This window comes from Deinococcus aquaticus (assembly GCF_028622095.1).
Lineage (GTDB): Bacteria > Deinococcota > Deinococci > Deinococcales > Deinococcaceae > Deinococcus > Deinococcus aquaticus.
The window spans coordinates 67,243-88,913 of sequence record NZ_CP115166.1; the positions used below are offsets into that span (position 1 = coordinate 67,243).

Here is a 21,671-nt window from a genome sequence, read left to right on the forward strand (position 1 = left end):
ACCGCGCCCGCCTCTCTCGCCGCGCCCACCGCGACCCCGTGGGACAAGGAGTGCCCCCATGCACGCAGTCATTCTCGCCGGAGGAAAAGGCACCCGCCTGCGCCCCTACACCACCTGCGTTCCCAAACCGCTCGTCCCGATCGGCGACACGTACTCGATCCTGGAGATCGTGCTGCACCAGTTGCGCGCCCACGGGTTCGCGCGCGTCACGCTGGCCGTGGGGCACATGGGCCACCTGATCCGCGCGTTCGTCGGGGACGGCAGCCGCTACGGCCTGAACGTGGACTACACCGACGAGGTCACGCCGCTGGGCACCATCGGCCCGGTCCTGAACCTGCTAGGCAGCCTGCCCGAGACCTTCCTGATCATGAACGGCGACGTGCTGACCAACCTGGATTACGGCGCGTTCCTGAAACGCCACGCCCAGGGAAGCGCGCCGGTCACGGTCGCCACGTACCGCCGCGAGATCCGCAGCGAGTTCGGCGTGCTGGACGTGGACGAGAGCGGGGAGCGGATCGTGGCGTTCCGCGAGAAGCCCAGCGTGCCGTTCCAGGTCAGCATGGGCGTGTACGCCATGACCCGCGAGACCCTGCGCCGCTACGAGCCGGGGCAGGTGCTGGGCTTCGATACCCTGATGCTGGACCTGCTGGACAGCGGGGAACTGCCGGGCAGCGACCTGTTCGGCGGGTACTGGCTGGACATCGGCCGGCCCGAGGATTACGACACTGCCAACGAGCAGTGGAGCACCATGCAGCACGTGCTGCTGCCCCACATGAACCTCAGCGCGGCCGACTGATGACCGGGCCGGTCGTGGTGCTGGGCGCCGGTGGATTCCTGGGCCGGCACGTCGTCGCGGCGCTGCGCGGGGCGGGTCAGGCCGTGCGGGTGCCCAGTCCGCACGCAGCCGGACGTCCTGACCTGACTGGCCTGGACCGCGCCGCCTGGGACGACCTGCTGCGCGGCAGCGGCGGCGTGATCAACGCGGCCGGACGCACCGCCGGCAGTGAGCAGGAACTGGAGGCCGCCAACGTGCACCTGCTGAGCGCCGCCCTGAGCGCCGCCGGGCGCGCGGGCGTGCCGCTCGTGACCTTCGCCTCGGCCGCCGAGTACGGCCGCACGGAAGACGGGCACGCCGCCCACGAAACCGACGAGGCCCGCCCGCTCGCGCCGTACGGGCAGAGCAAACTGCGCGGCACGCAGGCGCTGCAACGCGCCGTGCAGGAAGGGCAGGTGCGCGCCGCCGCGCTGCGCCTGACCAACCCGCTCGGCGAGGGCATCGGCGAGGGCACCCTGCCGGGCCGCGCGGCGCGCGAACTGCGTCAGGCCACGCGGCTGGGCCTGGAATCGGTACGGTTCGGGCCGCTGGGCGCGCGGCGTGACTTCGTGGACGCCCGCGACGCCGCCCGCGCCGCCCTGCACCTGCTGGCCCAGTTGCATGCAGAGGTGCCGACCCTGCCCGACGTGATCAACGTGGGCAGCGGCGAGGCCCGCCCGGTGCGTGATCTGGTCACCGGACTGGCCGCGCAACTCGGGTACCACGGCGAACTGCTGGAGGACGCGCCGGGCAGCCCCCGCAGCGGCGACGTGCCTTACCAGCGGGCCGACCTGACCCGCCTGCACGCCTCAGGCTTCCGCGCCCGGCACTCCTTCGGGGACAGCCTGCGCGCCCTGCTGCAGGAACCCATGCCCGCCTGACGGCGTTCGACTGCGCCACGTTTTCTCCAGCCCCCCCCTTCTGTCACCGGCCATTCCCGCACCGCCTCACAGGAGACGCCCCATGAACCGACCCACCACGCTGGCCCTGACCTTCCTGACCCTGACACTGGCCGCCTGCGGACGCCCCGCCAGCACGCCCGCCGTCTCCACCGACGATACCTCTTCCGGAAGCGTGGCCGACGCGGGGGGACACGGCGCGGGGGGAAACGGCGCGGCGGGTCATGGGGATCACGCGCTGGCCGCGCCCGGACCGGACCGGTCGCGCCTGCCCAGCCGCGCGGTCCTGGGCCCGGCGACCGTCGCGCCCGGCCTGCGGGTGCAGACGCTCCCGGCGAACGTGCAGCCGAACCTGCTGGCCCTGAAAGTCCTGATTCTCAGCAGCGGCCCCAGCGATTACGGGATCGGGACGGCGCGCGCCCTGCTGGATCAGTCCGGGATTCCCTACGACGTGCTGGACGCCAGCCGTACGCCCCTGGACACGGCGGCCCTGATCGCCCCGGACGGCAGCGGCCGCTACCAGGGCGTCATCCTGACCGACAGCGCCCTGATCATGGACGCCGGGAACGGCACGTACCCGAGTGCGCTGGACAGCGCCGAGTGGGACACGCTGTTCGAGTACGAACGGACCTTCCGGGTCAGGCAACTGGCGCTGTACGGCGCGCCCGGCAGCGTGCCCGAGGATTACGGCCTGCGGTACGTGGCGGGCGCCGAGACTGCGACCACCTCGCTGCGCCTGAACGCCGCCGGGCAGGCCGTGTTCAGTGACCTCAAGGGCGCCGCGATTCCCGTCACGTACTCGTACACCTACCCGTCCGCGCTGCAGAGCGTCCCCGGCGTGAGCACGCAGGTCCTGGCGACCGACCCGTCCGGGCGCGTCCTGGCCGCCACGAGTACCAGCGCCGACGGCCGCGAGCGCCTGATCCTGACCAGCGCGCAGAACCCGTACCTGACGCACTCGCAGCTGCTGGGGCGGGGCCTGGCGCAGTGGCTCACGCGCGGCGTGCACCTCGGCGAGCACCGCCGGTTCCTGCAGGTGGATATCGACGACGTGTTCCTCGAAGGCGATCACCTGACCAGCGCCCTGACCCTCACCGCGCCGTTCCGCCTGTCGGGCTCCGACCTGCTGAACGTCCGCACGCAGCAGGACCGCCTGCGCAGCAACTACCCGGCCGCCCCGAACTTCCGGTACGCCCTGATGTTCAACGGGGGCGGCGCGAACACGGCCGTGCCCACGCTGTGCACCAACTCGCCCTGGCTGACCCGTGACCTGCTCAGCAGCGTGGCCCGCTGCCTGAACACCCAGTTCGACTGGGTAAACCACACCCTGGACCACCAGCGCATGGACGTCATGCCGCTTTCCACCGCCACCACGCAGATTCAGCAGAACCTGAGCGTGGGCACGAAACTGGGCCTGAACATGAGCCGCGCGTCTCTGGTCACCGGGGAGCACAGCGGCCTGGGCTTCATGGACCCCACCGACGACGGCACCCGCAACGACGACGGCACCGCCGGCCCCAAACAGGACCTCGGGCTGGGCCGCAGCAACCCCAACCTGCTGTCGGCCGCCGTCAGCAGCGGCGTGACCTACCTGGCGTCCGATCACAGCGTCGCCAGCCAGTGGGACGCGCAGTGCCCCACCTGCGGCGTGCCTCACCCGCTGAACCCCGGCGTGTTCCTGGTGCCCCGCTGGCCGAACAGCGTGGCGTACCACGTGACCACGCCCGACGAGGCGACCGCCTTCTACAACAGCCTGTACGGGCCGGGCGGCCTGTTCCCGTACTGGGACCGGAACCTGACCTACGCGGAATTCCTGGACCGCGAGAGCGATCAGGCCCTCACGCACATCCTGAACGGCACGCCGTTCCCGCACTTCATGCACCAGCCGAACCTGCGGCAGTACGCGGGCGGCAAGAGCCTCGCCACCGACTGGGTGCAGGCCGCCCTCGTCAAGTACAGCACCTACAGCAAACTGCCGCTGAACACGCTGCGCTGGGATGACCTGGGAGCCCAGGTGCGGCGTCACACGGCCGAGGTGAAAGCCAGCGCCGCCGGAACCCTGAGCGGCACATGGAACCGCAGCGCCGGAACCGTCCGCCTGACCAGCAGCGCCGGGACCGTTCCCGTCACGCTGAGCGGGGCCAGTAGCGGCACGCTGTACGGCACCGACCGCGCCGCCCGCTACGACCTGAGCGGCAGCCTCGACGTGCCCGTCACGCCCCGCTGACCTGCGGCCCCCCGCACTGACCGGCCGGTTACCATGAAGGTCACGCGCCCGCCCCCTTGCCCCCTTCCCCGGAGTTCTGAACCCATGCCTACCCTCAAGCCCGTCCGCCCCACCGACCGTAGCGCCCATCCCCCCCGTCCCCGCCGCCTGGGGCCGCGCAGCGCCCTGCTGCTGCTGGCCCTGACCCTGAGTGCCTGCGGGGGAGGGCAGCAGGGCGCGCCGGCACCGGCGCCGGTCCCGGACACGGCGGCCCTGACCCCGGAAGCCATCGAGGCGAAACTGACCTCCGGGAACGTGGACCTCTCCGAGATCACGCACTACGGCGACCCGGTCACGGCCAGCGGGGACGGCGCGTACGTGCAGCCCGACGTGGACCTCCCGGACGAACCCTACGCGCCCACGCTGATCGCCGGTCAGCAGCTGCGCGACTCGGCGCAGCAGGCGGCGGCCAGCGCCCGGCTGGGCGAGACCCGCGTGCCGGGCTCGCTGCGTGCCCAGGCAGCCCCCAGCGGCCTGAGCGGCGTGACCCTGACCCCGGACCGCACGCAACTTCAGGTGCTGATCCTGCACGCCGGAGCGGCCGATTTCGGACTGCCCAGCGCGCGGGCGCTGCTGCAGGCGCACGGCATTCCCTTCACCACGCTGGACGCCACGACCGCGCCGCTGGACGCCGCCGCGCTGGTCGCCCCGGACGGCACCGGCCGGTATCAGGCGGTCGTGCTGACCAGTAACGCCCTGACCACCGAAACCCGCCCCGGCTACTACGAGAGCGCCCTGAACACCGACGAGTGGAGCACGCTGTTCGAGTACGAACGCACCTTCGGGGCGCGGCAACTGGCGCTGTTCGGGTACCCGCAGGCCTCGCCGGAAGACTACGGCCTGCGGGCCGCGCCAGAACTGGCGAGCAGTGCAGCTGACCTGACTGTCACGCCCGCCGGGAAGGCCGTATTCGCGGACCTGACCGGCGCGGTGCCCGTGCGCTACGCGTACAACTACCCCTCCCGCCTGGAGGCGGTGCCCGGCGTGACCACCACGCCCGTCCTGACCGACGCGGGCGGCAACGTCCTGGCCGCGACCAGCACCAGCCCCGACGGACGCGAGCGGATGCTGCTGACCATGGCGCAGAACCCGTACCTGCTGCACACGCAACTGCTGGGCGACGGCCTCATCCAGTGGCTCACGCGCGGCGTGCACCTGGGCGAGTACCGCCGCTTCCTGCAGGTGGACATCGACGACTGGTTCCTGTACGCCGACCGGTTCGACCCGACCACGGGCAAGATCGTGCCCCGCGATTTCCGCCTGCGCGGCAGCGACGCCCTGAGCCTGCGCGACCAGCAGAGTGCCGTGCGCACGCAGTACCCGGCCGCCCCGAACTTCCGGTACGCGCAGGCCTTCAACGGCCTGGGAGCCGACGTGACCGCCCCGAACACCTGCGCGCCCGCCGCCAGCGTGGCGGACCCGCTGAGCGCCGTGACCAAGTGCCTGGCGAACTCCTTCGACTGGGTGAACCACTCGCGTGACCACCTGAACATGGACACCATGAACCGCAGCGACGCGTTCACGCAGCTGTACCAGAACGCCCTGATCGGCTCGTACATGCGCCTGCCCATGAGCCTGCGCGCCGTGGTCACGCCGGAACACTCGGGGCTGGGCTGGTACTCGCCCGCCGCCGGGCAGAACAAGGTGGATTACGGCCTGAACGCCGGCAACCGCGAGCTGATGCAGGCGACCAGCCTGATGGGCATGCGGTACGTCGCCTCGAACCACTCGGTGCCCAGCCAGTGGGACCCGCAGTGCCCGAACTGCGGCGTGACCAGCCCCCTGAACCCCCTGACGCTGCTGGTGCCCCGCTGGCCGAACAGCGTGGCGTACAACACCACCGCGCCCGACGAGGCGACCGGGCAGTACAACGCCGTGTTCGGCCCCAGCGGGACCGCCCCGTACTGGCCGAAGAACCTGAACTACGACGAGTTCCTGGCGCAGGACGTGGGCATCAGCGTGATTCACCTGCTCAGTGGCACGGCGTGGCCGCACTACATGCACCAGGGCAACCTGAAGGAGTACGCGCCGGGTCGCAGCCTCGCGACCGACTGGGTCAGGGCGCTGCTGGACACGTACTCGGGGTACTCGACGCTGCCGCTGAACACCCTGAACTGGAACTCGCTGGGCCTGTACGTGGACGCCCGCACCCGCTACGAGGGGGACAAGGGCAGCGTCGTGGCGGTCTTCGACCGTAAGCTGAACACCGTGCAGGTGCAGCGCAGCGGCGCGGCCAGCCGCTTCGTGTTCCTGAGCGGCGCGGCGGCCAGTGCCACCCAGAAGACCGAGGTGTATGCCGGGCGGCGCATGGCGCAGTTCACGGTCGGTTCGGCTGGCACGACCGTGCCCGTCACGCCCCGCTGAGCGTGTCCCTCCCGGCCCCCCCGTCCCCGGCTGAACCGGTCGGCGCGGCGCAGCGAACGGCGCTGGCGGTGTACTACGGGCCGCCCACGCCCACCGCGCTGCGCGCCCTGGCCGGCCATGAACGTGTGGCCGTTCAGGCCGGGCTATACAGCCCCGGAGAGCTGCGGGCGCTGCGGCGCACGGCGCAGGTACTGGGGTACCTGAGCGTGGGCGAGGACCACCCGCTGGGCGAGTGGCCCTGCGTGCCCGGCACCGCCCCGTATCACCTTCAGGTGAACCCCGCCTGGGGCAGCGTGAGCGTGGACGTCCGCCACCCGCAGTGGCAGCAGGTGCTGCTGGAGCGGGCCGCGCAGGCCCTGGCGCACACGGACGGCCTGCTGCTGGACACCCTGGACAGCGCCGACCCGACCGGGACACTGGCGCTGATCCGGACCCTGCGCGCCCACTGGCCGCACGCGACGCTGACCGGCAACCGGGGCTTCGCACTGCTGCCGGAACTGGCGCCGCTGCTTGACGGCGTGCTGTTCGAGGCGTTCAGCACCACCCACGCCCCCGCCCCGGCCCTGCACCCGCCGGACGGGATGGCGTACACCGCGCACTGGCTGCGGGAAGTGCGCCGCCACAGCCTGCCGGTGGACGCGCTGGACTACGCGGACACGCCGGAACTGGCGGCCGCCGCGCACGCCCGCGCCACCGCGTACGGCCTGAGCACCTTCGTGACCGACCGGACCCTCTCCCGGCCAGCCGACCCGCACGCACCCACGCCCACCCACCCAGTCCTGACATCCGGAGGGCCGCCATGTACCGACCACACCTGACCCGCCCGTCCCTGCTGGCTCTGGCACTCCGGATGCTGCCGGGCCTGCTGCTGGTCGCCTGCGCCGCCGGAGCGGGCGCGGATAACCAGCCCAGCACGCCGCCCAGCGCCACACCGCCGGTCACCACTCCACCAGTTACCGCTCCGCCTGTGCCCACGCCGCCTGCCTCCGGGAGCACGACCCGGCAGGCCCGCCTGCACGCCGCCCGCAGCTGGGGGTACCAGCTCACCAACTATATTCCGGCGCGCCTGGAGCCGGTTGCGGCTTCCAGTTTCGATCTGGTGGTCGTGGACGCCGGGGACGACTACGGCGTGCCGTGGCCGACCGCCGAATTGCGGACCGCCACCGCCCGTGCCGGCCAGGATGACCGCCTGCTGCTCGGGTACCTGAGCATCGGCGCGGCCGAGAGTTACCGCCCGTACTGGCAGCCCGGCTGGAAGACCAATCCGCCCGCGTGGCTGCTTCAGGAGGACCCGGACTGGCCGGGCAGTTTCAACGTGGCGTACTGGCACCCGGACTGGCAGGCGACCGTGCTGCGCAGCCTGGACCGCCTGATGGATTCCGGGTTCGACGGCGTGTACATGGACCTCGTGGACGCCTACTACCGCAACCCGCAGAACCCGGACGCGCAGGCGGACATGGTCACGTGGGTGTGCCGCATCGCCGCGCACGCCCACGCCCGCGACCCGGACTTCCTGATCGTTCCGCAGAACGCCTCGGGCCTGATCCGCGACCCGCGTTACGTGCCGTGCGTGGACGCCCTGGGCAACGAGGAGACCTTCATGTACGCCATGAACACGCCCACCGAACCCGAACGGCAGACGCAACTGCTGGCCGACTACGCGCAGTGGAAGGCGCGCGGCAAGCCCGTGTTCACCATCGAGTACGCCGACCGCGAGCCGCTGATCACGCAGCTGTACGCCCGCGCCCGCGCCGCCGGACTGGTCCCCTACGTGACCGTGCGCAACGTGGACGTCCTGACGCCCGGCCGCTGACGGAGCCGCTGACCGGGTTGCCGGTTCGGCCCGGCTACCCGCGCCCACCGGCGATTCGCCGGGCGTCCGGGTGGCGGGCGAGCCGCTGCATAGCCCACGCGCCCAGCAGCGGCCCGGCGGCCAGCACGGCGAACACGGCGGGCCACCCGGCCGCGCTGACCAAAACCGGCACCAGCGCGATGCTCACAGCGGTCAGCGTGAAGCCCAGGGCCAGTTGCGCGGTCAGGGCGGTGCCCACGAAACGGGGATCGGCGATCTCGCTGACGACCGTACTGAACTGCGCGCTGTCCGCGATGATCCACAGGCCCCAGAACACGCTGACGGTCAGAATCAGGGCGGGAGCGGCGTGCAGGAAGGTCAGGGCGGCCAGCATCAGCGCCGAGCCGCCCGAGAGCAACATCGCCAGGGTGGTCAGGCGCGTGCGGCCCCAGCGGTCGCCCAGTACGCCGCCCAGCACGCAACCCAGTGCGCCCACGCCCACGACCAGCGCCGTGGCGAGAGCCGCGCGGGCCGCGCCGCCGGGTCCGGTCAACTGCGCGGCGTAGTACACGGCAAACCACGTCCACATGGCGTACAGCTCCCACATGTGCCCTAGGTACCCCAGGGTGCTCAGGCCCACGCCGCCGCGCGTGACGGCCTGCCACGCCCGGCCCGGCTGGAAGGGGGCCGCCCTGGCCTGCGCCCCGCCGGGTGCGGGGGGCACAGTCAGGGCCAGCAGGCCGCCCAGGGCCGCCAGGACGCTGGTGACCGTGATCACGGCGCGCCAGTCCGCGCCGCCCAGGCCGTTCACGAGGTGCGGCAGGGCGCTGCCCAGCGTGAGCGCGCCGACCATCACGCCCAGCGCCAGCCCACGCCCACGCGTGAAGTGCGCACTCATGAGTTTCAGGGTCACGGGGTACACCAGCGCCAGAGCCGCGCCGGTCAGGGCGCGCAGCAACGTGCCCGCCAGCGGGCCGTGCGCGAGCAGCAACGCGGCGTTCGCGGCGGCGGCGGCCAGGGAACCGGCGGCGATCAGGCGGCGCGCATCGATCCGGTCCGGCAGGTTCAGTGCGGCGCTCAGGACGGCGCCCAGCACGAATCCCAGTTGCACGGCCAGCGTCAACCACGCCGAGGCGCGGTCGGTCACGCTCCACTCGGCGCGCAGCTGCCCGATCACCGCGGCGGCCGAGAACCACGGAGACATGCTCAGGACCACGGCGGCGGCCAGCAGGCCCAGGGCCAGCCAGCGCCGGGAGTCGGGGGCACGGACCTCGTGGTGGGCGCGGTCAGGAGGCACGTCCCCGACCGTAGCACGCGGCCTGCACCCGGTTCAGCGGGCGACCGGACGCACAGGCACGGGGCGGAAGTGTCACAATGCCTGCGATGCAACGCTCTCTGGTGAATTCTTGACCCGCCCTCCCCTGCTGCTGGGCCTGGACGCCGGTGGAAGCGGGACCAAGTGGGTGCTGTTCCGCGCCGGGCAGCGCGTGGCGGACGGCCGCACCGCGCCCCTCACCGCCCCGCTCGTGGGCACGCCCGCCGGGGACGACGCCCTGGCCGAACTGAAAGCGGCCGTGCCGGGCCGCGCGGACGCCGCGCACGCCGGAGTGCCGGGCCTGAGCGCCGGGACGGAGCAGGCCGCCGCCGTGCGGGACGCCCTGGCGGGCGCGCTGGGCATGAACGCCGCGCACCTGAGCCTGGAAGGCGACCTGGACCTCGCGTACCGCGCGCACCTCGCGCCCGGCGCGGGCGTGCTGCTGTACGCCGGGACGGGCAGCATCGCGTACCACGTGGCCCGCAGCGGTGAGGTCGTCCGCGCGGGCGGGCGCGGCTACCGCATCGGGGATGACGGCGCGGGCTTCAGCCTGGGCCGCGCGGCGCTGCGCGTCCTGACCGAGGCGCTCGACCGGGGGCAGGAACCCGACTCGGTCCTGGCGCGCGAGGTGCACGCCATCAGCGGCGGCACCGACTGGGACACGCTGCGGGCCTTCACGTACGGACAGCCGGGCGCGGCGGCCGTGGCGCGGCTGGCACCGGCCGTGTCCCGCGCCGCCGAGCAGGGCGACCCGGTCGCCGCGCACCTGATCGAGGAGGCCGCGCAGGCGCTGGCCGAACTCGCGCGGCGCGTGCAGGAGCAGGTGGGCGCACTGCCCGTCACCGCGACTGGGGGGGCGCTGCGCTCACCGCTGATGGCCGCCGCGCTGGGCCGCGCGCTGCCCGGCGTGAACGTGCAGCAACGCGAGCACGCCGACGCCGCCGCCCGGTACGCCGGCGCGCAGTACGGCGACTGAGCTGGTGTCCGGGCCGATGTCCGGTCGGGTCAGGCGTCCTGGCCGGGACCGGTCGACACCGTCTCGGTCAGTTCCACGAAGGGTTCCACGAGGGCCGGGTCGAACTGCCGTCCGGCCTGCGTGCGGATCTCGCTGATGGCCCGTTCGTGCGTCCAGGCGGCCTTGTAGGGTCGGGGACTGGTCAGGGCGTCGTACACGTCGCACAGCGCGAACAGGCGCCCCTGGAGGCTGATGGCCTGCGCGGCCACGCGGCGCGGGTAGCCGCTGCCGTCCCAGCGTTCATGGTGGTCCTGAATAACGGACAGGGCGCCGGGCGGCAGGAACTGCAGGGCATGCGCGAACCGCACGCCCGCCTGAACGTGCGAGCACATCGAGGCGCGCTCCTCAGGGTCCAGCAGGCCGGGTTTGAGCAGCACGGCGTCAGGAATGGCGATCTTGCCGATGTCGTGCAGGTACGCTCCCCAGCGCAGCGCCTCCCGCTGCTGTTCCGTCCAGCCCAGCCGGTCGGCGAAGCGGACGGCCAGACTGGTCACCCGGTCCGTGTGCCCCTGCGTTTCACCGTCGCGCGCTTCCAGCGCCAGCCCCAGCGCCCGCAGGGCCGACTCGCGCGTGACCCGCACTTCCTCCTCGGCGACCAGGCGGCCGGCCAGCGCGGCAATCGTGCTGCTGATCATGCTGAACAGCGTGGCCTCCTCGCGCTGCCACACGTGCGCCTCGAAGGTATGCATCAGGAACGCGCCGAGCAGCTGCCCCTGCGCGTCCCGGACGGGCGCGGCCGCGAGGCTGGCGACACCCAGTTCCGGGAATCCCAGGGTGTCGGGGCTCAGGCGGGTGTCGTCGTAGAACAGGGGTGAGGCGCTGCCCTGCAAGGCCACCATCAGTGGAGTGTCGCCGGGCAGGCCGTGCGCGGCGACGGCCTGCATGCCGGGCGTCTGCGGCATCTCGCCGGTCGCGGCGCGCACCCGGAAAGCCAGCAGGCGGCGGTCCGCCTGAAAGTACGCCGAGCCGCCGGCGGCGGTGTCCCGCACCAGTTTTTCCAGGGTGGGCGTGACGCCACTGGCGATGTCACGGGCACCCAGGGCGAGAGCCGTGAGGTTCAGCAGGTCCCGCGCGTCCTTCTCGCGGTCCGGTACCACGGTTCCATCAGCGCCGCGGTCGGTCGGGGCAAGATTCATGGTCCACAGTATCGCGCACTCGCCGGAGCGTCTGTGCGGCATTCCACGGCGGTCAGGTCCTACGGATTCCGTCTGTCTCCCACTCGCTCTGCGGCGCAGCTCTACAAGTCCGCTCGGCTTGAACGGTTTTGCAAACCATTCAATCGGAGTCCGTATCAGCAGCCGCAGGCGCCCCCGGCGGATGGGAAGGCCGGGGCAGGAGGACCGGTCTTTTCCGGCCGGTGGCTGCCCGCATGTGCTGCCCTCAGGTGGCGTGGGTGCCCAGCAGGTCGCGGGCCGTGATCTCGTCCACGATCAGGGTGTTCATCAGCTCGCCGGCCAGTGCGGCGCGCAGGGCCTGAACCTTGCCGAGGCCACTGACGATGCAGATGGACTGCGTGGCCCGCTGGGTCAGGGTCAGGTCCGGGCCACTGCTGCGGGCGTTCATGGGAATACCGCCGAAGGTGCCGTCGGCGCGGAAGAACACGGTGGCAATGTCACCGGCGACACCCTGCTCGGTCAGGGCCTGCTGATCGGCCGGGTCGAGGTACCCGGCGACGTACACGTGGCTGGGCAGGTTCGCGCCGGCCGCGCCGACGGAGTACAGCAGCACGTCTGCGCCTTCTTGCAGGTCCAGGACGTGGCGGACGCTGCGTTCGCGCCACATGGCCTGCCGGGTGGCGGGATCGTCGAAGAAGGTGGGCACCGGGAACAGGTGGGCGCGCGCGCCGTAGTTGCTGGCAAAGCGGGTGACGGTGTCGGTCACGAAGCCGCTCATGAAGTCGCGGGCGTTGGCGCTGCCGTTCAGCTGCACGAACTGCAGGTCGGGAATGTGGCGGGGAGTCAGGCAGCGGGACACGGCGTCCAGGGTGGTGCCCCAGGCGAGCCCGACGGTCTGACCTGGCCGTAGCGTCTGCCCCAGCAGGGTGGCACTGGCGACCGAGACGCGCTCGAGCCACACGGATTCCGGACTGCCCGGCGGCACGCTGACCACGTGCGGGGTCAGGAAGGGGTACGCGGCGCGCAGCTGCGCTTCGAGGCTCTGCGGCTGCGCCTGCGGGTCGTGGATGCGGATCTCGACCAGTCCGGTGCGGCGGGCGTGCGAGAGCAGCCGCGACACCTTGGGGCGGGACAGGCCGAGTTCGCGGGCGATGGCGTCGGTGGTCAGGCCCTGGACGTAGTACAGGCGGGCGACCCGCGCGGCCTGGGTGTCCGTGATGGCGTCGTTCACGCCCCGCAGCATACGCGGCAGGTTGATTGAGGGTCGGGTGGGGCAAGAAGTCTGCCGGGCCCGGAACAGGCTTGAACAAACGTTCATAAGATGTTGACAATCGTTCATCCGTCGGGCAACATGACCGCATCAACAATTGATTGCGGTCACAGTCCGCACACCACAGGCGTCCCATACGGTCTGAACGACCTCAGGGCACCTGTTGACGGCGACTGCCCGTACAGGAGGAAGGCATGGTATTCAAAGCGTCTCAGGAGTTCATGGCTGAATTACTCGGCACCATGGTCCTCATCCTCTTCGGTTGTGGTGTGGTCGCCATGGTCGTCCTGTTCCAGGCGACCGACCCCGCGATCCCCGGACAGATCGTCAACGGCGGATACACCAACATCACGCTCGGCTGGGGCTTCGCGGTCCTGATGGGCATCTTCATCTCCGGCACCATCAGCGGAGCGCACCTGAACCCGGCCGTCACCGTGGCGCTGGCCGTCACCGGCCGCTTCCCGTGGGCCAAGGCGCCCCACTACATCGCCGGGCAGTTCATCGGTGCGTTCCTAGGCGCCGCCATCGTCTTCGCTGTCTATCACGCCAAGTGGCTGGGATTCGACCCGCAGCTCGACAACACCACCGGCATCTTCAGCACCTTCCCGGCCGTGCCCGGCTTCTGGCCCGGCTTCATCGATCAGGTGGTCGGCACCGCGCTGCTCATGGCACTGATCCTCGCCATCGGCGACAAACTGAACAACCCGGCCGGAGCGGCCTGGGGGGGGCTGGCGGTGGCGTTCGTGGTCATGGCGATCGGCATCAGCTTCGGCGGCATGCACGGCTACGCCATTAACCCGGCCCGCGACCTGGGCCCGCGCCTGTTCGCCCTGATCGCAGGCTTCCGCAACACCGGATTCGAGAACGGCGTGTGGCTGGTCCCCGTGATCGGGCCGCTCGTCGGAGCGGTGATCGGAGCCCTGATCTACGACACGTTCATCGGTAAACCCCTGCTGAAAGCGGGTGAGGCCCACCAGGGCCTCCAGGGTGCCGATCCCGCCTACAACGCCGACACGCGCCGCTGAACCCGGGGCCGGCCCCCGCCCGGCCCACAGACCCGCCCCTTTTCAGGCCCCCAGGGAGCCGCACAGGAGTCCATCATGAGTAAATTCATTCTCGCCCTCGACCAGGGCACCACCAGCAGCCGCGCCATCGTCTTCGATCAGGACGCCAACATCGTCCGCACCGCGCAGAAGGAATTCCGGCAGATCTTCCCCCGGCCCGGCTGGGTGGAACACGACGCCAACGAGATCTGGAGCACCCAGATCGGCGTGGCGCAGGAAGCCATCAGCGGCGCGGGCCTGAAGGCCAGTGATATCGCCGCCATCGGCATCACCAACCAGCGCGAGACGGTGGTCGTGTGGGACCGCGCGACCGGCAAACCCATCCACAACGCCATCGTCTGGCAGGACCGCCGGACCGCCAGCGAGTGCGACGCCCTGCGCGCCGCCGGCCGCGCCGAGATGATCCAGCAGAAGACCGGCCTGCTGATCGACGCTTACTTCAGCGGCACCAAGGTCAAGTGGATTCTCGATCACGTGGACGGCGCCCGCGAAAGGGCCGAGCGCGGCGAACTGGCCTTCGGGACGGTGGATTCCTGGCTGATCTTCAACCTGACGGGGGGCGAACTGCACATCACGGACGCCACGAACGCCAGCCGCACGCTGCTGTACAACATCCACACCGGCGAGTGGGACGACGAACTGCTCGCGCTGCTGAACGTGCCGCGCGCCCTGCTGCCCGAAGTCCGGAACTCCTCGGAGGTGTACGGCGAGACCGCCGAAGGCCTGCTGGGCGCCCGCGTGAAGATTGCCGGGATCGCCGGGGATCAACAGGCCGCGACCTTCGGGCAGGCCTGCCTGGAACGCGGCATGGCGAAGAACACCTACGGCACCGGCTGCTTCATGCTGATGAACACCGCGCAGGAAGCCGTTCCCAGCCAGAACAAGCTGCTGACCACCGTTGCGTGGCAGCTGGACGGCCAGCGCACCTACGCACTGGAAGGCTCGGTCTTCGTGGCGGGCGCCGTGGTGCAGTGGCTGCGTGACGGGCTGGGCATCATCCGCTCGAGCACCGAGGTTGAAGCCCTGGCGACCAGCGTGCCCGACAGTGACGGCGTGTTCCTGGTCCCAGCCTTCGTGGGGCTGGGCGCGCCGTACTGGGACAGCTACGCTCGCGGCACCATGGTGGGCCTGACGCGCGGCACGACCGCCGCGCACATTGCCCGCGCGGCCCTGGAAAGCATTGCGTTCCAGTCGGCGGAACTGCTTGACGCCATGCAGCAGGACAGCGGCGCGCCTCTCAAGGAGCTGCGCGTGGACGGCGGGGCCAGCAACAACAACCTGATGATGCAGTTCCAGGCCGACATTCTGGGCGTGCCGGTGGTCCGTCCGAAGGTCACGGAGACGACCGCGCTGGGCGCCGCGTACCTGGCGGGTCTGGCCGTCGGGTACTGGAAGAGCACGGACGACATCACCCGTCAGTGGCAGGTGGACCGCACCTTTGAGCCGCAGATGGAAGAGGACGAGCGCGCGCGCCTGATGCGCCGCTGGCGCAAGGCAGTCGAGCGCAGCCGCGAGTGGGCAGAAGCCGACAGCTGAGCCGGACCTGACGGAACGGTAACGTCTGTCCCGGACCCCTGGCAGCAGGCGGTCCGGGACAGACGTTTGCGCTAAGCAGCGTCTCAAGGGGCAGGTCCGGCTCAACCTGCCTCGCAGGGAGGCCAGCTGTTCAGCCCTCCTCTCGGCAGAGAACCGGGCTGTTCACTCCACGCCCGGAACATGCTTTCCCTCTCCCGGTGTTACCCAGGTGGCGAGCCTCGTCCCATCCTTCGCCCGAGATCCATACCGGATGGTGTAGTCAACGCTACTGAACAAATGTTCTAGATATGCGAACATACGTTCATATCAGGAATGACGTGCCCGCTGGAGCGGCCCGTACGTTCCCACCCACGCTGAGCTTCTTCCCGAACCACACGCTCCAGAAAGAAGGTTGAACCCATGACCACCCAACCCCGCATCACCGACCCCCGCACCGACGCACTGCGCGCCGCTACCACCGATCAGACCTGGGACCTGCTGGTCATCGGGGGCGGCGCGTCCGGCCTGGGCACCGCCGTCGAGGCGGCCACACGCGGGTACCGTGTGCTGCTGCTCGAATCGCACGATTACGCCAAGGGCACCAGCAGCCGCTCGACCAAACTGGTACACGGCGGCGTGCGGTACCTCGCGCAGGGGAACGTGTCCCTGGTGCGCGAGGCGCTGCACGAGCGCGGCCTGCTCAAGCAGAACGCCCCTCACCTCGTGCATGACCTGGGCTTCCTGATCGCCGCGTACAAGTGGTGGGCCGCGCCCTTCTACGGCATCGGCCTGAAGATGTACGACCTGCTGGCCGGGAAACTGAACCTGAAAGCCAGCCGGTACGTGAACAAGGCCCAGGCGCTGGAACGCACGCCCACCCTGAAGAAGCAGGCGCTCAAGGGCGGCATCCTGTACTTCGACGGGCAGTTCGACGACGCCCGGCTGGCCATCACCCTGCTGCGCACCCTGGAAAACCACGGTGGCGTGGCCCTGAACCACGCGCCGGTCGTGGGCCTGATCAGGGAAGGCGGGAAGATCACGGGCGCCCGCTTCCGTGACCAGGAAACCGGGCAGGAGCACGCCGTGCACGCCCGCACCGTCGTGAACGCCACGGGCGTGTTCGTGGACGACGTGCGCCGCATGGAGAACCCGGCCGTGAAACCCATGCTCTCGCCCAGTCAGGGCGTGCACGTGGTCGTGGACCGCCGCTTCCTGCCGGGCGACAGCGCCATCATGGTGCCCCGCACCGACGACGGCCGCGTGCTGTTCGCCGTGCCCTGGCACGATCACGTGGTGATCGGCACGACCGACACGCCGCTGCCCGAGGCGAGCGTGGAGCCCCGCGCGCTGCCCGAGGAAGTTGAGTTCATCCTGAAGACGGCCGCGCAGTACCTGGACCCGGCCCCCACCCGCGCCGACGTGCGCAGCGTGTACGCCGGCCTGCGCCCCCTGGTGAAGGCGGCCGAGGGCACCGACACCAAGAGCCTGTCGCGTGATCACGTGATCCGCATCAGTGACGGCGGCCTGATCACCCTGACCGGCGGCAAGTGGACCACGTACCGCCGCATGGGCGAGGACACCGTGAACCGCGCCGCCGCGCAGGCCGGACTGCCCCAGCGCCTGAGCCTCACGGCTGGCCTGAAACTGCATGGGGCCGCCGCGCCCGACACGCATCAGGCAGATCACTGGCAGGTGTACGGCACGGACGCCGCGCACATCCAGGCGCTGCCCGGCGCGGACACGCCCCTGCACCCGGAGTTGCCCTACACCGAGGCGGAGGTCCGCTGGGCCGCCCGCGCCGAGCAGGCCCGCACCGCCGAGGACGTGCTGTCGCGCCGCCTGCGCGCCCTGCTGCTGAACGCCCGTGCCAGCATCGAGGCCGCGCCGCGCGTGACAGCCATCCTGGCCGAGGAACTCGGCCGGGACGCCGCGTGGCAGGACGCGCAGGTTCAGGCGTACAGGGAACTGGCCAGCGGGTACGTGCTGAACTGACCGGCCCTGCGAGCAACGGCAGGACCGCCCCCTGGCAGCGACCAGGGTGGAAAGAAAGACAGGAGGGCGGCGGATCAGGCATGGTCCGTCGCCTTCACCGTGCCGGACAGCGGCGTGCCCCGTCACCTGTTGCGGATTCCGTCTGTTTCGTTGACGACCCGGCACAGCACCAGGCTGCCCATCTCCAAGGCCGGAATCCACTTCTCTCCTGTTCGCATCCGCCGGGTTTGGACAACAGTTCAATCCTTCAGGCGGAGCCCATATGACCCCGCACCCAGTAGCGTGCGGCAGGCAGGGCAACATCCTGTCTGCCGCTTGGGTATGCTGCGGTACTCATGCTTCCGCAGACGCCGCATCAACCGACCTCCCGCGCGCAGGAACCGCTGCGCCGCCGGGTATACGTGGCCGTGTGTCTGCTGGCCGCGGCGGCGCTGCTGGTGATCGTCCTGACTGATCTGGGGCGCGGTCAGGTCGAGCCCGGCACGGCGGCCGGACTGGCGCTGTGCCTGGGCGTGGCGGGCCTGCTACAGTTCTCGCGCCTGCCGTGGCTGCTGGTGGATTACACCGTGCTGCTGGGCGCGTCGGGTATCGTGGTCACGCAACTGCTGCACCTGCTGGGCACCCAGGAACCCATCCCGCTGCGCACGTACTTTCCCGGCGTGTTCCTGGTGATCGCGGCATTCAGCGTGCTGCCAGTCCGCGCCGCGCTGGCCTACACGGCTGCGCTGCTGGCCATCTTCGCGGGTCTGTCGGTCGCCACGGGCAGTGACGTGGTCCTGCTGGGCGAGTTGACGCTGGCTTCCCTGCTGATCGCTCACCTGTCGTACTTCGGGCGGCAGGTCAGCGCCGAACGCGCCCGCTCCGAGGAGCAGTACCGCCTGTCGCGCACCGACGTCCTGACCGGACTGGAGAACCGGCGCGGCATGTACGAACGCATTCAGCAGGCGTTCTCACGCAGCCTGAACAGCGAGGGGGCGGAGTTCACGGTCATGCTGGCCGACATCGACTACTTCAAGCGCGTGAACGACACCTTCGGGCATGACGTGGGCGATCAGGTGCTGCAACGCGTGGCCAGCGTCCTGCAGCGCGAGGTCGGCCATCAGGGCAGCGTGGCCCGCTGGGGCGGTGAGGAATTCCTGATCCTGCTGGAAACCAGCGACCCACCCGTGGTCCGCGCGGTCGCCGGGCAGGCTTGGCACGCCGTACGCACGGGCGGCGTGCTGGGCCTCCCGGCTGTCACCACCAGTCTGGGCGTGGCGAGTTCCGGTGAGGTCGTCTCGGTCAGCGACCTGCTACGCATCGCGGACCGCCGCCTGTACCAGGCCAAGGACGCCGGGCGGGACCGCGTGCAACTCGGCCCGGCCCTGTACGCCCGCGCGCCTTCCGACGCGGCCGGCAAGACCCGGCCAGTCCCCACCGCGCCAGCCAGTACCACGCCACGCGAACAGAACCTCTGATCCGCGTGGCCTGCCGGCCGGCGCCTCTCAGCGTGGTGCGCTCAGGGCGTCCAGTGGCGTGCGGGTGTGGTGCAGGAAGCGGGCCAGGAGCAGCGCGGCGGTACACATCAGTCCCACGCACAGCCCGAACCACAGGCCGCGCGGGCCCAGGCCCAGGCCGAAGGCCAGCAGCACGCCGCTGCCCAAGCCCACGATCCAGTACGCGCCCAGCGAGATCAGCATGGGCACGCGGGTGTCCTGAAGACCGCGCAGCGAGGCGGCCATGCTGACCTGAAGGCCGTCGAAGGCCTGGAACAGCGTGGCGATCAGCAGGAACGCGGCGGCCTGCGCGATCAGGCGGGCGTTGGCGGGGTCCTGCACGTTCACGAATACACCGATGACTGCACGGGGCGTGAACACATACGAGAGGCTGACGAGCAGCATGATCAGCACGGCGATCCCGCCGCCCAGCAGGCCCACCCGGCGGGCCGCGAGCGGGTTGCCCGCACCGTGGTGGTGGGCGACGCGGATGCCGGTGGCGGTTGCCAGTCCCAGCGGGACCATGAACACGGCCGTGATGACCTGGAGGGCCACGTTGTGCGCGGCCAGGGCGTCCGGCCCGAAGCGGGCCATCAGCAGTGAGGTGACGGTGAACAGGCCCCCCTCGGCTCCCAGGGTCAGGCCGATCGGCCAGCCCAGGCGGGCCAGGACGCGCAGTTCGGCGCGCACCGCGCCCGGCTCGGTGGGTGTGGTGGGCAGGCGGGTGCGGACCACGGCGGCCAGCAGCGCGGCGCTCAGCCAGTACACCAGCACGCTGGTCAGGGCCGCGCCGGGCAGCCCCAGCGCCGGCAGTGGCCCCCAGCCGAAGGTCAGGGCGGGGCTGAGGACGGCGGCCAGCAGCGCGCCGCCCAGCGCGATGGCGGTCACAGGGCGCGGCTGCCCGGTGCCTTCCAGCGCGCCCCGCAGGGCGCTGAACGCCAGCGTGGCCGGCATGCCCAGCGCGTACAGGCGCAGGTACAGGCCAGCGAGGTCGCCGCGCAGCCCCTCGGGGGCGTGGGTCTGGAGCAGGTGCGCGGCCAGGAACGCCAGCGGCAGGAACGCCGCCGAGAGCAGCGCGGCGAGCAGCAGTCCGGCCCGCGCGGCGCGGGCCACGCCGGCCGGGTCGCCCGCGCCGTGCGCGGCGGCCACGCGGGGCGCGACCGAGAGCATGATGCCCAGCAGCACGATGAACCCCAGGTAGTACGCGGCGTTTCCGTAGGCGACGGCGGCCAGTTCGGCCGGACCGATGCGGCCGATCACGGCGGTGCTGATCAGGGACAGGGCGTTCACGCTGAACTGCGAGACGATCACGGGCGCGGCGAGGCGCAGCAGGGTGCCGGTCTCGCTGGGGGGCTGGGCGGGTGCCGGCGCGGGGGAAGGTGCAGGGGAATCGGTCGGCATCCGGCCAGTGTACCGGCGGGTGGGGGGGTGTGCCGGAACCGGCGGCAGGCGGGTGATCCGCCCTGCTGGACACCACCGACGTTTCCCCCCATACGCAACGAACGTTCGTTAGGGCCATCCGCTACAGTGGGGCATGACCCACAATCCAGACCCGTCCCGCCCGCGGGGCTTCCGGACCCGCGCCGTTCACGCCGGACATGGCCTCGACCCCGCCACCGGCGCGCACGCCACGCCCATCTACGCCACCAGCACCTTCGGCTACGGCAGCGCCGAACGCGGCGCGCGCCTGTTCGCGGGCGAGGAACAGGGGTACTTCTACTCCCGCCTGACCAACCCCACCGTCCGCGCCTTCGAGGAAAAAGTGGCCAGCCTGGAAGGCCTGCCGGACGCCGTGGCTTTCGCCAGCGGCATGGGCGCCGTGTCTGCCGTGTGCCTGACCCTGCTGAAACCCGGCGACGAGGTCATCTTCATCGCGCCGCTGTACGGCGGCACCACCGGCTTCCTGACCGAGGTCGCCGCGAAATTCGGCGTGACCGTCCACGAAGCCGCCGACGAGAATGCCGCCGAAGCCCTGTGCAGCCCCCGCACCCGCCTGATCTGGGTGGAAACCCCCACCAACCCCGCCCTGAACATCGTGGACCTCGCGCGCGTCTCGCGCATGGCCCGCGCCTGCGGAGCGCTGAGCGTCGCGGACAACACCTTCAGCAGCCCCTCCCTGACCCGCCCGGCCGAGCACGGCGTAAACCTCGTCATGCACAGCGCCACCAAGTACCTCGGCGGGCACGGCGACGCCATCGGCGGCGTCCTCGCCGGACCCGCCGACCTGCTGGCCGAACTGCGCGGCGTGGGCCTGCGCCACGTGGGCGCGTCCCTGGGCCCGTTCGAGGCGTACCTGTTCCTGCGAGGCCTGAAGACCCTGCCGCTGCGCATGGACGCCCACTGCGCCGGGGCCGCCGAACTGGCCGCCGCGCTGGAAGGCCACCCGGCCCTGCACGCCCTGCACTACCCCGGCCTGAGCACCCACCCGGGCCACGAGGTCGCCCGCCGCCAGATGCGCGCCTTCGGAGGCCTGCTGAGCCTCGACCTGGGCACCCAGGCCGCCGCGTTCGCGTTCCTGAACAGCCTCACGCTGTTCACGCAGGCGGTCAGCCTGGGCGACGTGGAAAGCCTGTCGTGCCATCCGGGCAGCACCACCCACCACCTGCTGGGCGACGAGGCCCTGCGCCGCCAGGGCGTGACCCCCGGACTGGTCCGCCTGAGCGTGGGCATCGAAGACCCCGCCGACCTGATCGACGACGTGCTGGGCGCCCTGAACCACGTCGGGACGCCCGCCCGCACAGACCGCGACCTCAGCCGCGCCTGAACGCGGGGCTG

Annotated in this window: 16 protein-coding genes; 12 read left to right on the plus strand and 4 right to left on the minus strand. The window is 71.1% G+C overall.

Annotated elements, in window-relative coordinates:
• Nucleotides 1-58: 58 nt before the first annotated feature.
• From M8445_RS15305 to M8445_RS15330, 6 genes are all read left to right on the plus strand, one after another.
• On the plus strand, nt 59-796 hold the full coding sequence (locus M8445_RS15305; RefSeq protein WP_273991161.1) for a nucleotidyltransferase family protein: 738 nt from the start codon (nt 59-61) through the stop codon (nt 794-796).
• On the plus strand, nt 796-1,695 hold the full coding sequence (locus M8445_RS15310; RefSeq protein WP_273991162.1) for an NAD-dependent epimerase/dehydratase family protein: 900 nt from the start codon (nt 796-798) through the stop codon (nt 1,693-1,695). The genes M8445_RS15305 and M8445_RS15310 overlap by 1 nt, the downstream gene beginning before the upstream one ends.
• Nucleotides 1,696-1,777: 82 nt before the next feature.
• Nucleotides 1,778-3,940 carry an Agd3-related carbohydrate-binding protein gene (locus M8445_RS15315; RefSeq protein WP_273991163.1) on the plus strand — a complete coding sequence of 721 codons (2,163 nt, stop codon included), beginning with the start codon at nt 1,778-1,780 and terminating at the stop codon, nt 3,938-3,940.
• An 84-nt stretch (nt 3,941-4,024) separates the two neighbouring features.
• On the plus strand, nt 4,025-6,343 hold the full coding sequence (locus tag M8445_RS15320) for an Agd3-related carbohydrate-binding protein (RefSeq protein WP_273991164.1): 2,319 nt from the start codon (nt 4,025-4,027) through the stop codon (nt 6,341-6,343).
• 2 nt (nt 6,344-6,345) lie between these two features.
• On the plus strand, nt 6,346-7,161 hold the full coding sequence (locus tag M8445_RS15325; RefSeq protein ID WP_273991165.1) for an endo alpha-1,4 polygalactosaminidase: 816 nt from the start codon (nt 6,346-6,348) through the stop codon (nt 7,159-7,161).
• Nucleotides 7,143-8,156: an MJ1477/TM1410 family putative glycoside hydrolase gene (locus M8445_RS15330; protein WP_273991166.1), complete on the plus strand. Its 1,014-nt coding sequence runs from the start codon at nt 7,143-7,145 to the stop codon at nt 8,154-8,156. The genes M8445_RS15325 and M8445_RS15330 overlap by 19 nt, the downstream gene beginning before the upstream one ends.
• A 34-nt stretch (nt 8,157-8,190) precedes the next feature.
• Here M8445_RS15330 and M8445_RS15335 read toward each other — a convergent pair whose 3' ends face one another.
• Entirely contained in the window at nt 8,191-9,432 is a 1,242-nt protein-coding gene (locus M8445_RS15335; protein ID WP_273991167.1) for an MFS transporter, read from the minus strand.
• A gap of 109 nt (nt 9,433-9,541) precedes the next feature.
• On the opposite strand from M8445_RS15335, the gene M8445_RS15340 reads away from it, so the two are divergent.
• Nucleotides 9,542-10,426: an N-acetylglucosamine kinase gene (locus M8445_RS15340; RefSeq protein ID WP_273991168.1), complete on the plus strand. Its 885-nt coding sequence runs from the start codon at nt 9,542-9,544 to the stop codon at nt 10,424-10,426.
• 29 nt (nt 10,427-10,455) lie between these two features.
• Here the strand turns inward: M8445_RS15340 and M8445_RS15345 are convergent, their stop codons facing one another.
• On the minus strand, nt 10,456-11,601 hold the full coding sequence (locus M8445_RS15345; RefSeq protein WP_273991169.1) for an HD domain-containing phosphohydrolase: 1,146 nt from the start codon (nt 11,599-11,601) through the stop codon (nt 10,456-10,458).
• Between the two features lie 244 nt (nt 11,602-11,845).
• Entirely contained in the window at nt 11,846-12,823 is a 978-nt protein-coding gene (locus M8445_RS15350) for a sugar-binding transcriptional regulator (RefSeq protein ID WP_273991170.1), read from the minus strand.
• Between the two features lie 221 nt (nt 12,824-13,044).
• Between M8445_RS15350 and M8445_RS15355 the strand changes: the two genes are divergently transcribed.
• The 4 genes from M8445_RS15355 to M8445_RS15370 all read left to right on the plus strand — a co-directional run bounded on the left by M8445_RS15355 (nt 13,045) and on the right by M8445_RS15370 (nt 18,878).
• Nucleotides 13,045-13,875, plus strand: coding sequence for an MIP/aquaporin family protein (locus M8445_RS15355; RefSeq protein WP_273991171.1), 831 nt, complete (start codon nt 13,045-13,047; stop codon nt 13,873-13,875).
• A gap of 75 nt (nt 13,876-13,950) precedes the next feature.
• Nucleotides 13,951-15,450 carry a glycerol kinase GlpK gene (glpK, locus tag M8445_RS15360; protein ID WP_273991172.1) on the plus strand — a complete coding sequence of 500 codons (1,500 nt, stop codon included), beginning with the start codon at nt 13,951-13,953 and terminating at the stop codon, nt 15,448-15,450.
• A gap of 399 nt (nt 15,451-15,849) precedes the next feature.
• Nucleotides 15,850-17,421: a glycerol-3-phosphate dehydrogenase/oxidase gene (locus tag M8445_RS15365; RefSeq protein ID WP_273991173.1), complete on the plus strand. Its 1,572-nt coding sequence runs from the start codon at nt 15,850-15,852 to the stop codon at nt 17,419-17,421.
• A 335-nt stretch (nt 17,422-17,756) separates the two neighbouring features.
• Nucleotides 17,757-18,878, plus strand: coding sequence for a GGDEF domain-containing protein (locus M8445_RS15370; protein ID WP_273991174.1), 1,122 nt, complete (start codon nt 17,757-17,759; stop codon nt 18,876-18,878).
• Between the two features lie 27 nt (nt 18,879-18,905).
• Here M8445_RS15370 and M8445_RS15375 read toward each other — a convergent pair whose 3' ends face one another.
• Complete coding sequence (locus tag M8445_RS15375) at nt 18,906-20,297, minus strand: MATE family efflux transporter (RefSeq protein ID WP_273991175.1); 1,392 nt, start codon at nt 20,295-20,297, stop codon at nt 18,906-18,908.
• A gap of 133 nt (nt 20,298-20,430) precedes the next feature.
• Between M8445_RS15375 and M8445_RS15380 the strand changes: the two genes are divergently transcribed.
• Nucleotides 20,431-21,660 carry a trans-sulfuration enzyme family protein gene (locus M8445_RS15380; RefSeq protein WP_273991176.1) on the plus strand — a complete coding sequence of 410 codons (1,230 nt, stop codon included), beginning with the start codon at nt 20,431-20,433 and terminating at the stop codon, nt 21,658-21,660.
• Nucleotides 21,661-21,671: the final 11 nt, after the last annotated feature.

Coding starts and splice junctions, on each gene's coding strand:
- M8445_RS15320 (WP_273991164.1), top strand. CDS start 4,025: ATGCCTACCCTCAAGCCCGTCCGCCCCACCGACCGTAGCGCCCATCCC.
- M8445_RS15380 (WP_273991176.1), top strand. CDS start 20,431: ATGACCCACAATCCAGACCCGTCCCGCCCGCGGGGCTTCCGGACCCGC.
- M8445_RS15375 (WP_273991175.1), bottom strand. CDS start 20,297: ATGCCGACCGATTCCCCTGCACCTTCCCCCGCGCCGGCACCCGCCCAG.
- M8445_RS15365 (WP_273991173.1), top strand. CDS start 15,850: ATGACCACCCAACCCCGCATCACCGACCCCCGCACCGACGCACTGCGC.
- M8445_RS15350 (WP_273991170.1), bottom strand. CDS start 12,823: ATGCTGCGGGGCGTGAACGACGCCATCACGGACACCCAGGCCGCGCGG.
- M8445_RS15315 (WP_273991163.1), top strand. CDS start 1,778: ATGAACCGACCCACCACGCTGGCCCTGACCTTCCTGACCCTGACACTG.
- M8445_RS15355 (WP_273991171.1), top strand. CDS start 13,045: ATGGTATTCAAAGCGTCTCAGGAGTTCATGGCTGAATTACTCGGCACC.
- glpK (WP_273991172.1), top strand. CDS start 13,951: ATGAGTAAATTCATTCTCGCCCTCGACCAGGGCACCACCAGCAGCCGC.
- M8445_RS15330 (WP_273991166.1), top strand. CDS start 7,143: ATGTACCGACCACACCTGACCCGCCCGTCCCTGCTGGCTCTGGCACTC.
- M8445_RS15305 (WP_273991161.1), top strand. CDS start 59: ATGCACGCAGTCATTCTCGCCGGAGGAAAAGGCACCCGCCTGCGCCCC.
- M8445_RS15345 (WP_273991169.1), bottom strand. CDS start 11,601: ATGAATCTTGCCCCGACCGACCGCGGCGCTGATGGAACCGTGGTACCG.
- M8445_RS15310 (WP_273991162.1), top strand. CDS start 796: ATGACCGGGCCGGTCGTGGTGCTGGGCGCCGGTGGATTCCTGGGCCGG.
- M8445_RS15370 (WP_273991174.1), top strand. CDS start 17,757: ATGCTTCCGCAGACGCCGCATCAACCGACCTCCCGCGCGCAGGAACCG.